This window comes from Amycolatopsis sp. CB00013, assembly GCF_001905755.1.
GTDB classification, from domain to species: Bacteria; Actinomycetota; Actinomycetes; order Mycobacteriales; family Pseudonocardiaceae; genus Amycolatopsis; species Amycolatopsis japonica.
This window is the reverse complement of record NZ_LIWC01000002.1, coordinates 1,267,781-1,282,316: the sequence shown is the minus strand read 5'-3', so window position 1 is coordinate 1,282,316 and position 14,536 is coordinate 1,267,781. Positions and strand designations below refer to the sequence as shown.

Annotated in this window: 14 protein-coding genes; 4 read left to right on the top strand and 10 right to left on the bottom strand. The window is 69.1% G+C overall.

Annotated elements, in window-relative coordinates; genetic code table 11:
- Positions 1–93: 93 nt before the first annotated feature.
- The 3 genes from AMK34_RS16240 to AMK34_RS16230 are packed head-to-tail and all read right to left on the bottom strand — an operon-like array spanning position 94 to position 3,839.
- Entirely contained in the window at positions 94–1,401 is a 1,308-nt protein-coding gene (locus tag AMK34_RS16240) for an amidohydrolase family protein (RefSeq protein WP_073845884.1), read from the bottom strand.
- A 15-nt stretch (positions 1,402–1,416) separates the two neighbouring features.
- A complete protein-coding gene (locus tag AMK34_RS16235; RefSeq protein ID WP_038521866.1) occupies positions 1,417–2,067 on the bottom strand; it encodes a response regulator in 651 nt (216 codons plus the stop codon).
- Positions 2,064–3,839 carry a sensor histidine kinase gene (locus tag AMK34_RS16230; RefSeq protein WP_073845883.1) on the bottom strand — a complete coding sequence of 592 codons (1,776 nt, stop codon included), beginning with the start codon at positions 3,837–3,839 and terminating at the stop codon, positions 2,064–2,066. Before AMK34_RS16230 ends, AMK34_RS16235 begins: the two co-directional genes overlap by 4 nt.
- 299 nt (positions 3,840–4,138) lie before the next feature.
- On the opposite strand from AMK34_RS16230, the gene AMK34_RS16225 reads away from it, so the two are divergent.
- Both AMK34_RS16225 and AMK34_RS16220 read left to right on the top strand, forming a co-directional pair.
- The gene (locus AMK34_RS16225) at positions 4,139–4,804 is read left to right on the top strand and encodes an ABC transporter ATP-binding protein (protein ID WP_038521860.1); all 666 of its coding nucleotides are present in this window, start codon (positions 4,139–4,141) and stop codon (positions 4,802–4,804) included.
- Entirely contained in the window at positions 4,804–7,053 is a 2,250-nt protein-coding gene (locus AMK34_RS16220) for an FtsX-like permease family protein (protein WP_073845882.1), read from the top strand. The genes AMK34_RS16225 and AMK34_RS16220 overlap by 1 nt, the downstream gene beginning before the upstream one ends.
- Positions 7,054–7,275: 222 nt before the next feature.
- Here AMK34_RS16220 and trmB read toward each other — a convergent pair whose 3' ends face one another.
- The 6 genes from trmB to AMK34_RS16190 all read right to left on the bottom strand — a co-directional run bounded on the left by trmB (position 7,276) and on the right by AMK34_RS16190 (position 12,232).
- Complete coding sequence (gene trmB, locus AMK34_RS16215; protein WP_241832806.1) at positions 7,276–7,959, bottom strand: tRNA (guanosine(46)-N7)-methyltransferase TrmB; 684 nt, start codon at positions 7,957–7,959, stop codon at positions 7,276–7,278.
- A gap of 44 nt (positions 7,960–8,003) precedes the next feature.
- Positions 8,004–8,546, bottom strand: coding sequence for a hypothetical protein (locus tag AMK34_RS16210; RefSeq protein ID WP_038521851.1), 543 nt, complete (start codon positions 8,544–8,546; stop codon positions 8,004–8,006).
- A 169-nt stretch (positions 8,547–8,715) separates the two neighbouring features.
- Positions 8,716–9,468, bottom strand: coding sequence for a hypothetical protein (locus AMK34_RS16205; RefSeq protein ID WP_073845880.1), 753 nt, complete (start codon positions 9,466–9,468; stop codon positions 8,716–8,718).
- Positions 9,465–10,385, bottom strand: a complete 921-nt coding sequence (locus tag AMK34_RS16200; RefSeq protein WP_038521845.1) for an ABC transporter ATP-binding protein — start codon at positions 10,383–10,385, stop codon at positions 9,465–9,467. The genes AMK34_RS16205 and AMK34_RS16200 overlap by 4 nt, the downstream gene beginning before the upstream one ends.
- 150 nt (positions 10,386–10,535) lie before the next feature.
- The gene (locus AMK34_RS16195; RefSeq protein WP_073845879.1) at positions 10,536–11,264 is read right to left on the bottom strand and encodes an ABC transporter permease; all 729 of its coding nucleotides are present in this window, start codon (positions 11,262–11,264) and stop codon (positions 10,536–10,538) included.
- Between the two features lie 29 nt (positions 11,265–11,293).
- On the bottom strand, positions 11,294–12,232 hold the full coding sequence (locus AMK34_RS16190; protein ID WP_073845878.1) for an ABC transporter ATP-binding protein: 939 nt from the start codon (positions 12,230–12,232) through the stop codon (positions 11,294–11,296).
- Between the two features lie 190 nt (positions 12,233–12,422).
- Between AMK34_RS16190 and AMK34_RS16185 the strand changes: the two genes are divergently transcribed.
- Both AMK34_RS16185 and AMK34_RS16180 read left to right on the top strand, forming a co-directional pair.
- Positions 12,423–13,001, top strand: coding sequence for a TetR/AcrR family transcriptional regulator (locus AMK34_RS16185; protein ID WP_073845877.1), 579 nt, complete (start codon positions 12,423–12,425; stop codon positions 12,999–13,001).
- Positions 13,002–13,913, top strand: a complete 912-nt coding sequence (locus tag AMK34_RS16180; RefSeq protein WP_038521833.1) for an SDR family NAD(P)-dependent oxidoreductase — start codon at positions 13,002–13,004, stop codon at positions 13,911–13,913.
- Positions 13,914–13,934: 21 nt separating this feature from the next.
- Here AMK34_RS16180 and AMK34_RS16175 read toward each other — a convergent pair whose 3' ends face one another.
- Positions 13,935–14,348, bottom strand: a complete 414-nt coding sequence (locus AMK34_RS16175) for a VOC family protein (protein ID WP_038521830.1) — start codon at positions 14,346–14,348, stop codon at positions 13,935–13,937.
- Positions 14,349–14,536 lie beyond the last annotated feature (188 nt).

The following is a 14,536-nucleotide window of genomic DNA, read 5'->3' as shown; positions in this document are numbered from 1 at the left end:
CTGAACAGCACTTTTCCCCAGGCCCCAGCCCCCACCCCCGATAGACTGGCTTCGGGGCCGCCCCCTGGGACGGGTGGGGGCTGGGTAGCTGAGTTAAGAGCGAAGGCGTGCGGCGGTGTCGGCGACTTCGGCTTGTACCTGGGCGCGGTCCACTCGCAGGGATTCGCCGTCGCCGACGACCTGCTCACCGGCGACCCAGACGTCGCGCACGCGGCGTGAGCCCGCTGCCCACACCAGGTTCGAGAGCAGCTGCACGTCCGGCACGTCGATGCCGGCCGCGAAGGCCGGGTCGTCGAGGTCGACGTGCACCATGTCCGCCCACCGGCCGGTTTCCAGCGCGCCGATGTCGGTCCGGCCCAGCGCGTCCGCGCCGCCGCGGGTGCCGAGCAGGAACGCGTCGGACGCGGTCAGAACGGTCGAGTCGCCGGTCGCGAGGCGCGCGAACATCGCGGAGAGCTGCAGTTCCTCCCACAGGTCGATGTCGTCGTTCGACGCCGGGCCGTCCGTGCCGAGCCCGACGGCGACGCCCGCCTTCCGCAGGTCCGTCACGCGCGCGATGCCCGAAGCGAGCTTCGCGTTCGAGCCCGGGCAGTGCGCCATTCCGACACCGCGCGCGGCGAACAGCGCGATGTCCTCGTCGGACAGGTGGATGGCGTGCGCGGCCAGCGTCCGGCCCCGCAGCATCCCGACCTTCTCCAGCAGCGCGGGCACCGAGCCGTGCGCTTCACGCTGCTTGACGTCTTCGAGCGCCGCCTCGGCCACGTGGATCTGCACCAGAGCGCCACGCTCGGCCGCCGATTCCGCGGTCGCGCGCAGCGCCTCCTCGTTCAGCATGTACGCCGAGTGCGGCCCGTAGCCGACCTCGATCCGGTCGCCCGGCCCGAACCGCAGGCCGTCGGTGTCGATCCAGCGTTCGATGCTCTTCAGCATCGCGCGCCAATCCATCCCCGGCAGTTCCATGATCGGCGGAGCCAGCACCACACGGCCACCGGTGGTGAGCACCGCGTCGGCGAGCTGCTCGCCTTCGAAATACATCTCCGCACTCGTCGTGACACCGTGCCGCAGCATCTCGACCGAGCCCAGCAGCATCCCGGTGCGGATGTCGGCCGGCTTCAGCTTCGCTTCGGTCGGCCAGATGATCTCGGTCAGCCACGGCAGCAGCGGCAGGTCGCCGCCCATCCCGCGCAGCAGCGTCATCGGGCTGTGCGCGTGCGCGTTGACCAGACCGGGCAGGAGGATGCCGCTCAACCGGGTCACGGGAGCAGACGTTTCGGGCGCCTCGGAAGCGGGACCGACATGGGTGATACGCCCCGCCTCGTCCACGTCGACCACGGCGTCACGCAGCAACGAGCAGGCGGGGTCGGCGGGGAGAACGACGGGAGCGTGGAAACGGCGTTGCATGGCCCGAGCTTACGGTCAGTCCACAACTCCGCTCCGCCACGCCCACGCCGCGATCTCCACCCGGTTCCGCGCACCGACCTTTCCCTGCACAGACGCCAGATGCGTCTTCACCGTCGACAGCGACAGGAACAGCTCGGCCCCGATCTCGGTATTCGTCAGCCCCTTCGCGGCCGCCTTCACGACGTCCAGCTCCCGCGCGGTCAGCGGCTCCGAGGGCGGGCTGACGTCGCGTTTCACCGTCCCGCCGTCGAAATGCTTCAGCAGCCGGACGGTGATCTGCGGCGACACCAGCGCGTCCCCGCGCGCGGCCGCGCGCACGGCTTCGATCAGCAGCGCCGGCCCGGCGTCCTTCAACAGAAAACCGCTCGCACCGTTCCGCAGCGCGGTGTGCACGTATTCGTCGAGGTCGAACGTCGTCACCACCACGACCTTCAGCGGATCGGTGACATCCGGGCCCGCCAGCTGCTTGGTGACCTCGAGCCCGTCGATCCCGGGCATGCGGATGTCCAGCAGGCAGACGTCCGGCCGCAGTTCCCGCGCCTTCGCGACCGCCGAGACACCGTCCGCCACGTCGGCGACCACCTCGATGTCGTCCTGCGCGTCCAGGATCATCCGGAAGCCGATCCGCACCATGTCCTGGTCGTCGGCGATCAATACCCGGATCACTCTTCTCCTTCAAGTGGTAGCCACGCTTCGACGCGCCATCCGCCGCCCGGCGCCCGCCCGGCGGAAAGCCGGCCGTGCAGCAGGGCGACCCGTTCGCGCATGCCGATCAGACCGTAGCCGCCCGACCCGCCCGCCGGACGCCGCTGGGGTTCGCGTCCGTCATCGGTCACCTGGAGGTGCAGTTCGTTCCCGGACACCTCGGCGATGACCAGCGCCTCTTTCGCCCCCGACGCGTGCTTGCCGACGTTCGTCAGCGACTCCTGCACCAGCCGCAACGCCGACCGCCCCACCTCGTGCGGCACGTTCGACGGCAGTTCGAGCTTCATCGACGTCTTCACGCCGTGGTTCGACCGTTCGATCAGCGTCCGCAGGTCGGCGGCGAGATCGGTGGTGGCCTGTTCGCTGAACTCGCTGCTCCCGGCCGGGGCGTCGCCGCGCATACTCCGCACGAGCCGCCGCATCGCCGCCAGCGCCTCCACCCCGGCGTCCTCGATCCGGCCCATCGCCTCGACCGCGACCTGCGGATTCTTCTCGCCCATCATCTTCGCCGCCTGCGCCTGCACGACGATCCCGGTGACGTGGTGGGCGACGACATCGTGCAGTTCCCGCGCCAGCGCCATCCGTTCCGACGTCTGCGCGTCACTGATCGCCGACTGGATGACCTGCGTCCGCTCCGAATCCCGCGAACGCAACGCCAGGCCGACCGCCACCGAGATACCGAGCAGCAGCACCGCCGCGACGGCGAGGCCGGCGATCTCGTCCGGGTCGGTCATCAGCTTGGGGGTCGGCCGTTTGGTGTTGAGGATCGCGGCCACGGCGACCACGGCCGAAAGCCCCGCGATCCGGGACACGGCCTTGCTCAGCCCGACCGCCCGGACCAGGGTGACGACCAGTCCCATCCCCGCGACGATCTGCGTCCCCGGCACCCCACCGGGCGTGGCGTAGTCGTAGCGGAGCCGCAGGAACGGCGTCACCAGAGCGGAAAGCAGCATGACCGCGGTGAGCGCGACCATCGCGTCGGCGGGCCGTCGCGGCGCCGCGACCGCGATGATCGCCGCGACGATCGAGCAGACCAGGATCGGGAAACCGTGCGCCCCGCTCTCGTAGGTGAAGCCGAACTCCAGGATCAGCGCGACACCCAGCAGACCGATGAGCGGCCATTGCCCCATCACCAGCTTGTTGAGCTTCTGCAGCTTTTCGTAGCGTTTCGGATGCGCCGTGCGGTCGCGGCCGGGGATCGCGAAGATCAGCGTGCCGCCCAGCAGGATGCCGCCGAACAGCATCGCCTGCGCCATCGTGCCGTTCGAATCGCTGCCGTAGAAGTACCGCCCGGACACCGCGGTCAACGTGGCCAGCACCAGACCCGAGATCACGGCGAAGGCGACACCCGGTCGCGTCCGGCGCGCGGCGTAGAACAGGATCTCGACCCCCGCCACCACCTCGGTGATGGACAGATGCGCGAGCACGCTCGAGTAGGTCGGGATGTTGAAGTACCGGACGACCAGCGTGTACGCCACCAGCACGACCGAGGCGGCGACGGCGGCGACGGCGGCCCTCTTCTGCGCCCAGAGCGCGCAGAACACCATCGCGAAAATGCCGGGGAACAGCAGGAGATCGATGCCGCGGGGGCCCGTGTCGTCGAAGGCCGCGTCGGTCACGAAGACCAGGTCGAACGCGAGCGCGGCCAGCAGGACGACGGCGGGCATGCCGATCCGTCGCGCGAGCGCACTCACCCGCGCGGTGAACTTGTTCTGGGCCGGACCTGCTGTCACACCGTGACGGTAGAGGATCGGCCGCCGTCCGCACCTTGGCCGACCGGCCCGAGCCGGGTCGGCCGATCGGCCGATGCGCGGGTGATCAGCACTGGCCGTCTGCCCGAAGTGGACAGACGGCGGTTTCGCAAAGCTGATCGAGGCTGAAGTGACCGAGGTCTTTTGATCTTTTGAAGTCGCGCCCCTGTTGACCGTCAGGTCCCGTGATCGTGATGGCAGGGCGCCTTTGAGTGGGAGGTAACGTGAATTCCGAAGCAGCGCCCTGGCAGCACGATCACGGCAGGCGCGATGACGGCGCGGTGCTTTCGGGCCGCGGGCTGGTGAAGCGGTACGGCACACAGCACGCGCTGGCCGGGATCGACATCGACATCCAGGCGGGTGACGCGGTCGCCATCGTCGGGCCCTCCGGCTCGGGCAAGACCTCCCTGCTGCACGTGCTCGCCGGGATCCTCCGCGCCGACTCCGGGCAGATCTTCCTGGCGGGCCAGCGCGTCGACCAGCTCAACGAGCGCAAGCGCAGCGAACTTCGGCGCACCGAGTTCGGCTTCGTGTTCCAGTCCGGGATGCTCGTCGCCGAACTGAGCGCCGAAGAGAACGTCGCGCTGCCGTCGCTGCTGGGTGGCAAGGGGCGCAAGGAATCCATCGAAGCCGGCCGCGAATGGCTGGCGAAGCTCGGCCTAGCGGGCAAGGAGAAGCGCCGCCCCGGCGAGCTTTCCGGCGGTGAGGCGCAGCGCGTCGCGATCGCCCGCGCGCTGACGCACCGGCCGAAGGTGATCTTCGCCGACGAGCCGACCGGCGCGCTCGACACCCGCACCGGCCGCGCCACGATGGACGCGCTGCTCGCCGCTGCCGCCGACAGCGGCGCCGCGGTGATCGTGGTGACCCACGACCGCGAGCTCGCCGAAGCCATGCCGCGCACCGTCTCCATCCGGGACGGCCTGATCGCGACGAGGTTGGCCGCGTAATGAACAGCTTCCAGCTGGCCATGCGGGTGCTCCGGGTCGACCGCCGGACCCGCACGTCGGCCATCCTCACCGCGGTCGGGGTCGCCGTCGCGACCAGTCTGGTGCTCCTGCTCGCCTCTCTTCCCGGTGCCACGCAGGCCCGTTCGCAGCGGGCGATCTGGCAGGACATCGGCAGCTACTACTCCCAATCCGGGGAGAGCCAGCGCCCGGCGCCGCTGCTCATGGCGTCGAACAAGGACTACTCGGGCGACCGCGAGATCATCCGCGTCGACATCGCCCTGACCGGTACCGCGCCGATGCTCAGCCTGCCGCCGGGCATCCCGAGGTTGCCCGGCCCCGGCGAGTCGATCGTTTCGCCCGAACTCGGGAAACTGATCCAGTCCGCGCCGCAGGCGCAGCTCGGGGACCGGTTCGGCAAACTCGTCGACGCCCTCGGCCCCGAATCGCTGATGTATCCGGAGCAGCTGGTCGCCGTCGTCGGCCACACCCCGGAGACGATGCCGCAGACGGCGCTCGCCGCGGACGGCTTCCCCAACAAGCAGGCGAAACCCGACCCGATGCTCGAACTGCTCGCCTGGGTCGGCGTCATCGTCCTGCTCGTGCCGAGCCTGGTGCTCGTCGCGTCTTCGGCCAGGCTCACCGCCGCCCGGCGTGAGCTGCGGATGGCCGCGCTCCGGCTCGCCGGGGCGACTCCCGGCCAGGTGACGAAGATCGTCGCCGCCGAAACGGCGTTGTCCGCGACCGTCGGCGCGTTGCTCGGCATCCTCGTGGCGCCCGCGCTGCAGGGGCTCTCCACGTTCGTCCCCTGGGCGGGCGGGACCTGGCTCGCGTCGGACTTCAGCCTGTCGGTCGGCTCGACCATCGCGGTCGCCATCGCGATCCCGCTGCTGGTCGTCCTCGCCGGGGTCCTCGGCATCCGCCGCGTGCTGAAGACGCCGCTGTTCGCGGCCTCGGCTCACGCTCGCAAGCCGCTGCACTGGTGGCGGCTGCTGGCGGTCCCCGTGGCCGGTGCCTTCTTCCTCTTCGCGATCACCCAGGACAACGCCAGCCTGCCGATGGTGATGCTCGGACTGTTCCTGCTGGTCGGCTCGGCCGCGATCATCGGACCGTGGGTCACCTCGGCGGTCGGCGGCACGTTCGTCCGGATCTGGCGCAAACCGGCGTCGTTGCTGGCCGGGCGCAGGCTCCGCGACGACCCGAAGAGCGCCTACCGCGCCACCGCGGGTGTCGTGCTCGCCGTCTTCACCGGCTCGATGGCGCTCACCCTGCTGCCCTCGTTCGAGTCGATGGCGGGTGGCGGCCGGACCTTCAAGGACAACGTCCTCTACGCCCAATCCGACGCGACCCAGGCACGGCAGGTCGCCGACCGGACCAACGCGTCCCTCACCCGCTACGGGATCACCGAGAAGGCCGTCTCGGTCGGGCAGGTCTACCTGTCCACCGGCGAACCGGGTACCCGCTCGCAGAATCTGAGCCGGGCGTTCGTGATGACCTGTGAGGACGCCTCGAAACTCCTGCGGGTGAACATCGGCGGCTCCTGCCGGCCGGGTCCGGCGATCTACAGCAGGTACGCCATCAACCCGGCGGAGTACCGCGTGCTGTCGGAGTACGACAAAGCCGGTCCGCAGCTGGATCCGAAGGCCCCCGTCCACCTCTTCCCGCAGGGTGACGAGGACACGTCCAGCACGATCGTCATCGACCCGGCCCTGGTGCCCGCGGGGGTCACGCCGGAACGCTTCGACGTGATCGTGCCGACGACCCCGGAGAACGCCGAGGTCGTGCGGACCGCGCTGGTCGGCGCGGCCCCCGGCCAGGAGGTCGGCAGCCGCGGCCTGCACCTGATCGGCCAGCAGCAGGAGCTCGGCGACCTGCGCCGGGTCACCGTCATCGGCCTCATCGCCGCCGGCGTGCTCGCCGGCTGCAGCGCGGCCGTGGCGACCGCGGGTTCGGTGATGGACCGCCGCCGCACCTTCGGGGCGCTCATCGCGGCCGGGACACCGGTCCGGGTGCTGGCGAGGGCGTTGCGGATGGAAGCGGCTCTGCCCGCGATGGTGGCCACCATCGGCGCGGGTGTGGTCGGGATCGGAGTCGGCATGGGGCTCTACAGCCTGGTCGAGAAGGAGTCGGTCGTGCTGAGCCCGTGGCTGCTGGCGCCCGTGGTGCTGGGAATCGGGGTGGCGTTGCTCGGGGCATCCGTCTCGACCCCGGCGCTCAAGCGGGTGCAGTCGGAGCCCTTGGCCGACGAATAGAAAAAAGGTTCGCCCGAATGGCGTCATGGCGCCTGGGCGGGCAGGTCTCGTGGGTGGAGTCGGGTGATCACATCCACGAGGCCGGGTGCCCGGTCGTCTCTCTGTCGGGGGAGGGACGAACGGGCACCGGGGACGCGCAGGGGGCGTTCCAAGGCACGGGGGTGTGAAGAAAGGGCCGGTCAGGGGACGTGGGGACGTCCTGACCGGCCCTTTCTGTGTGCTCTAAACCCGCTCGAAGATCAGATCGTGCGAGATCCGGCCCTCGACGTCGGCGCGGTTCTCGAACTTCGTGATCGGCCGCCAGTCCGGACGCGGCGCCCAGCCGCCGGGCTCGCCGGCGTGGCGGTTGCGCAGGAGCGGCTCGGCCGAGCAGACCTCCATCATCTGCTCGGCGTAGTTCTCCCAGTCGGTCGCCATGTGGAAGGTCCCGCCCGGCGCGAGCCGCGAGGCCACCAGCGCGACGAACTCGGGCTGCACGATCCGCCGCTTGTGGTGCCGCTTCTTCGGCCACGGGTCCGGGAAGAACAGCCGGACGCCGGACAGCGCGCCCGGCTCCACGTGCGAGGTCAGCAGCACGACGGCGTCACCGTGCATCAGCCGCAGGTTCTCCACACCGAGCTTCTCGGCGCGCAGCATCAGCTGGCCGAGCCCCGGGTCGTACACCTCGACCGCGACGTAGTTGAGTTCCGGCGCGGCGGCGGCGAGCTGGGACGTGGTCTCGCCCATGCCCGAACCGATCTCCACCATCACCGGGGCCCGCCTGCCGAACCAGTCGTCGAAGTCCACCGGTCCTTCGGGCAGTTCGCCGACGGTGCGGCCGAGCGACGGCCAGAGTTCGTTCCAGGCTCGCTGCTGCCCGACGGTCATCCGGCCGCCGCGTTTGACATAGCTGACCACGCTGCGCATCCGTGGCTGGTCCTCGTTTTCCACCAGCCCATTAAACGCGGCGGTTACCGGACGGCTTCGAACTCCCCCAGCCGCGAGCGCAGTCCCGCGAATCCGCCGACCGCGATCGGGGCGGGCGTCGTACCGGAATGGGCGGGGAGGACGTCGATCCAGCCGTCGTGGCCGCTGGTGTTCAGCACCGTGGTCGGGATCGAATGCCCGGACGCGCCGCGTTCGGAAGGCATGAACTCCCAGTAGCCGGATTCACCGTCCGCGGCCCACGGCACGAATTCCCAACCGGGCCGCCTGCCGAGCAGGCCGGCGATGCGATCTTCGATGCGGAAACCGAGCTCCCGCGATTCGAGCCGTCCGTCCACGATGGCCCGAAGCCACCAAGGCGCGGGAATTTCGCCGTGCATTCCGCTCGACGCGCGGTACAACGCGACGACGAGATCTTCGGGAGCGCGATGCACCCAGGCGCGGCGGATATCCGACGGCCGGGTCGCGGACGCCACCGTGCGGGGCAGTTCGATCGCCTGTGACCATTCGAGGTCGAGCATGGGCTCGAGCCGGGGCTGCATACTTTCCGTGCGGGCTTGCGGGATCATACGTTCCACTCCCTGACCGGAATCCACCGTCAAGGATCACCTCCGGGGCCGAGAGCCGAGAAATAGGCTCATCCCGAGCATCGCCCGGTCAGGAACAGTATGTCCGCTTCCTGTGAGAGAAGCCACAGCCTCTTAACGTGGACTTAACTCCTTTGGCCGCGGTAAAAGCTCAAGCATCCCTTCGATGGGTGATCATCAGCCCGGCCGCATAAACAATCACGCAGATGCCGCCGAAATAAGCCAAATAGCCCCACGGTCCCAACGGCGGTTCGAGTTTCAGCATCGAAACCGTCAGATCCGGCCCCGAAAACTGATTCGCCGCGAAGAACGGCATCCACTGGTAGATGTCGTCGCCCACTTTCGGGATCAGCATGACGAGTCCCTCGAGCAGCTGCGTCCAGGCCAGCGCGAACCCGAGCGCGAACGCGGGACTGCGGAACAACAGCCCGAGGCCGACGCCGAGCAGACCGGTCAGGAAGAAGGTCAGGCCCTGCCCCGCCACCGCGCGCCAGTCGGCGCCCGAAGCCAGGCCCAGGTCGGCGGCCGGTTTGATCAAGTACGCGATCGCCCACGAGCCGAAGCCCACCAGCAGGCCGATCAGCCCCGAGAACACCCCGACGACGGCGCCCTTCGCCAGCAAGGCGGGCAACCGCGAGGGCACCGCCTGGAAGGTGAGCTTCATCGTGCCCCAGTTGAACTCCGTCGCCGCCGCGAGGATCGCGAGGACCAGCACCACGGTGCGGCCGAGCGCGCTGGCGACCTGCGTCGAGTTGACGCCGGTCTGGCCTTCGAGCGGGACGAAACCGAAGAACAACGCGGTGTAGGCGAGCGCGATCACGACCGCGATACCCGCGCACCACCAGGGCATGCGGGTGCTCAGCAGTTTGATCCGCTCCGCGCGGAGCATGTTCGCCGCGGTCATCCGACGACCTCCGGGACCTGGCCGGTGCCGTACTCGACGGCCTCGGCGGTGAGTTGCATGTACGCCTGTTCGAGCGAGCCGGTGAGCGGCTTCAGCTCGTGGAGGGTCGCGCCCGCGGCGAACGCGAGTTCGCCGATGTGGTCGCTGTCCATTTCGGACACGACGAGCGCGCCGTCCTCCTCGCGGAATTCGGCGCCCTTCTCGGTCAGCGCCCTCCGCAGCTCGGGCAGATGCGGGCTGCGGACCCGCACGCCGAGACCCTTCGCGCGGCCGACGAAATCCTCCATCGTGCCCTGGTAGATCAGCTTCCCGCGTCCGATCACGACGAGGTCCTGCGCGGTCTGCGCCATCTCCGGCAGCAGGTGGCTGGACACGAACACGGTGCGTCCCTCGGCGGCGAGCGCGTGCATCAGCTTCCTGATCCACACGATGCCCTCGGGGTCGAGCCCGTTCACCGGCTCGTCGAACAGCAGCACCCGGGGGTCGCCCAGCAGCGCCGTGGCGATCCCGAGCCGCTGCGCCATCCCGAGCGAGAACTGCCCGGCGCGTTTGCGGGCGACCGGCTCCAGCCCGACGAGCCGGAGCACCTCGTCGACGCGTTTGTCCGGCAGGCCGTTGGTCGCGGCGATCCAGCGGAGGTGCTCGCGGGCGGTGCGGCCGGGATGCCGCCAGGTGGCGTCGATCATGCCGCCGACCGTCCGAAGTGGATCACGCAGTTCGCGGTAGGCGTGGCCGTCGATCGTCACCGTGCCCGACGTCGGGTTGTCGAGCCCGAGCATCATCCGCATGGTGGTGGACTTCCCCGCCCCGTTGGGGCCGAGGAACCCGGTCACCCGTCCTGCTTCGGCGGTGAAGGAAAGATCGTCGACGGCGAGCTTGTCGCCGTAGCGTTTCGTGAGTCCGATGGCCTCGATCATCAGCCCTCCCTCCGGTGGATTCCGACATTACGCGGGAAAGGACCGGGCTGCCCCCCGATAGGCGGCCCGGTCCTTGTTCCCCTTTTTCTCCCCGTCCGGACGTCTCGCTCCCCCGAGTGAGACGTCCGGCTTTCTCCCCTGTGGAAGTCCTTACGCGTCGCGCTTGTTCGCGACGACCAGCGAGATGACCAGCAGCACCAGCGCGAAACCGGCGAAGTAGGCCAGCGAGCCTGCCTGGTTCAACGGTGCGTCCGCCGCGGCGGGGCCCCCGGTGAGGAACCGGTCGGCGACGTGGAACGGCATCCAGTCATAGATGTCCTTGCCGATCTTCGGGATCAGCTGGATCAGGTTCTCCACCGCGAGGGCGTAGATCAGCACGAGCGAGATGGCGCCGGCGCTGTGCCGGATCAGGATGCCGACGGCGATCGCGATCACCGAGGCGAGGGCGAACACCACGCCCACCCCGGCGACGCTGACCCACTCCGCGGTGGTGTCCAGCATGAGGTCTTCCGGCCGCATGATCGAAGCGAGGCCCCAGGCGCCGAACGCGGCGATCTCGCCGATCACGAGCGACAGCGTCGCGACGACGCCGGTCTTGGCCAGCAACGCCGAAGTGCGGTTCGGCACGGCCTGGAAGGTGGTCCGGATGGTGCCGAAACGGTATTCGGTGGTCACCGAAAGCGCGGCGAGCACCATGATCACGGCCATGCCGAACCCGTAACCGAACTGGGTCAGGCTGACGTCGGTGAGTTCCCCGGCGGGCGCGGCACCGGAGACGATGGCGGCGAAGCCGATCACGACCGCGAGTGCGGCCAGCGCGCACCACCAGGGTGAGCGGGTGGTGAACAGCTTGATGCGTTCCACGGCGAGCAGAGTCATGGCTTTTCTTTCCTCAGAAGAGTGGACGGCTACTGGGCGGCGGTGACCACTTCGGCGGCTTCGGCTTCGAGACCGGTGTGGTACTCGACCGAATCGCCGGTGATCTGCATGAAGGCCTGCTCCAGGGAGCCGGTCTGCGGGCTGAGCTCGTGCAGCACGATCTGGTTGGCCGCGGCGATCTCGCCGATCTTGTCACTGTCCAAACCGGACACCACGATCGCTCGGTCGGCGTCGGTGACCTGAGCGCTCGCCTGCGTCAGCGCGGTGCGCAGCGCGGGCAGTTGCGGCGACCGGACCTTGACCGTGTTCTCGGCGGCCCGCGCCACGAAATCCTCGGTGGAGGACTGGGAGATCAGCTTCCCCTTGCCGATCACGACCAGGTGGCTCGCGGTCAGCGCCATCTCCGAAAGCAAGTGCGAGGAAACGAATACAGTGCGGCCTTCGTCGGCCAGCCGGTGCATGAACTTCCGGATCCAGAGGATGCCTTCGGGGTCGAGGCCGTTGACGGGCTCGTCGAACAGAAGGACCTCCGGGTCGCCCAGCAGTGCCGCCGCGATCCCCAACCGCTGCGACATGCCGAGGGAGAAACCACCGGCGCGCTTCCCGGCGACGCTGGTGAGCCCGACGATCTCGAGCACCTCGTCGACCCGGCTCTCCGCGATCTTGTTGGACTTCGCCATCCATCGCAGATGCGCCCGCGCCGACCGGTTGGGGTGCACCCATTTGGCGTCCAGCAGCGCGCCGACGGTCCGCAGCGGGTCTTTCAGTTCGCGGTAGAGCTTGCCCCCGATGCGCACCTGGCCCGAGGTCGGGTTGTCCAGACCGAGGATCATCCGCATGGTCGTGGACTTGCCCGCCCCGTTGGGGCCGAGGAACCCGGTGACCTCACCCGCCGCGACGGAGAAGGACAGGTCGTTCACCGCCAGTGTCTTGCCGTACCGCTTGGTGAGGCCCGCTGCCTCGATCATGTCTGCTCCCCTCGGCGACTGCGAGAACAATCGTCGTCCATGTGGGTGGCCGAGCGCGTCATCCTGAGGTGCCAACCTGATACCCGACCTGAGACGTAGCTTGCCGTCTTCCGGCGGCGTACGCGATCGGTGATACCCCTGAGAGTGACCCTGATTCGCCAGGGTTAATGAACCGTGGTTCAATAATCGCATGGCGAGGCCCCGCAGCATCACCGACGAACGACTGCTGACCGCGGCGGGAACCGTGATCGGCAAGGTCGGCCCTGGTTTCACGCTGGCCCAGGTGGCGGCGGAGGCCGGGGTCGCGGTCGGCACCGTCGCCCAGCGGTTCGGTTCGAAGAACGGTCTTCTGCTGGCGTTGAGCCGGGCGAACACGCGATCCGTCGTGGGGCTGATGCGGGAATGCGGCGAGCTGGCCGATCCCGTGGAAGCACTGCGGGCGGCGGTCGTCGTGGTCTACGAGGGCCTGGGCGACGCGGAGACCGCGGCGAACCATCTCGGGCAGCTGGGGGTGGACATCGGCGATCCGGAGCTGCGCGCCCTGCTCGGTGAACATTTCACCGCCGTGGAAGCGGAATTACGCAGGCTCGTGCGCGTCGCGACGCGTGACCTGCCGGGCGCGCCGGGTGTCGTCCGCGCCGCGCGAGTGCTGCTGGGGGTGGCGAACGGGGCCGCGCTGGACTGGTCGATCCGGCCGAAGGGACGGATCACCGAACGGTTGGGGCAAGACGTGGACGCGGTGCTGACCGCGTGGAAGGGAGTGTCCTGAATGGACCGGAAAGTGGCCGTGGTCACGGGGGCGACGCGGGGCTGCGGCCGGGCGATCGCGGTGGAACTGGGAAGGCTCGGCTGGACGGTGTTCGTCACCGGCCGCACGACGCGGGAGCACCAGTCGCCGATGAAGCGGTCGGAGACGATCGAAGACACCGCGGAGCTCGTCGACGCGGCGGGCGGCCGGGGGATCCCCGTCCGGACCGACTTCACCGTCGTGTCCGATGTGGACGCGCTGAAGGCGCGGATCGAGTCCGAAGTGGACGGCCGGATCGACGTCCTGGTCGACGACGTGTGGGGCGGTGACCCGTTCGCGGATTTCGAGGGGGCGTACTGGGACTCCAGCCTCGACGACGCGCTCACGCTGGTGCACAACGCGATCGACACGCATCTGATCGCGCTGCACCGGCTGCTCCCGCTGGTCGTGCGGCGGGAAGGTGGCCTCGTCATCGAGGTCACCGACGGCGACCACGACGAGTACGTCGGCGCGGGGATCCCGTACTTCCTCGCGAAATGCGGGATCCGCGCGATCGGCAGGGCACTCGGCGCCGAACTCGAGAAGTACGGCTGCGTCGGCATGACCGTCACGCCGGGCTTCCTGCGGTCGGAAGCCATGCTCGACCACTTCGGGGTCACCGAGGAGACGTGGCGTGACGCGGTCGGCAAGACCGCCCCGGTCGACTTCGCCATCTCGGAGACCCCGGCGCTGCTCGGGCGCGGTGTCGCGAAGCTGGCGACCGACCCGGAGGTCTCGCGGTTCGCCGGCAAGACGCTCGCGTCGTGGACGCTGATGAACGAGTACGGCCTGACCGACGTCGATGGCTCACGCCCCGACTTCGGCAAGTGGATGGCCGAAGTCAGGGAGCCGGGCAAGGACACCGCGACGGCGGATCACGCGCTGTACCGCTGAGGGATCGTGCCGGCCGGGGAGCTACTTCTTCCCGGCCAGCACGTCCAGGTAGTGCTGGTTGAACATGACGCCGAGGACGTTGCCGAACGGGTCGACGACGGCCGCGGTCACGAAGCCCGGCCCGCGCTCGATGATCGGCTCGTACTCCTTCGCACCCTTCTCCAGCAGCTTCGCGAAGGCGTCCTCGACGTTGTCGACGGCCCAGTTCGCGATGGCCCCGCCGGGGCCCGGCTGCGCCGACGGCGGCCGGAAGTCCCCGCGGACCAGGCCGAACTCGTGCTGGTAGTCACCGATCCGGAACTCGGCGTACGCCGGCGTGCCGTCGGGGCCGTTGCGGACGAAGTACGGCTCGATTCCGAAGAGGCCGGAGTACCACTCGATCGCGGCGGCCAGGTCGTCGGCGTAGAACGTGGTGGTGGTGAGACCTCGCAGCATTTCGTTCTCCTCAAGTAGTGGCTCTGAGAAGAAGGATCCACCGCAAAGTGCTCACCGAATGATCACTTTTCCGTGTGTTCCGGCTCCAATCACGTGAGTTCCGCCTGGAATCACGCGAGATCCGGCTTTCCGAAGGGACTCGCGGTCGCCAGCCCCAGCAGTTGCGCGCGAAGGCCCCCTTCCCTCGG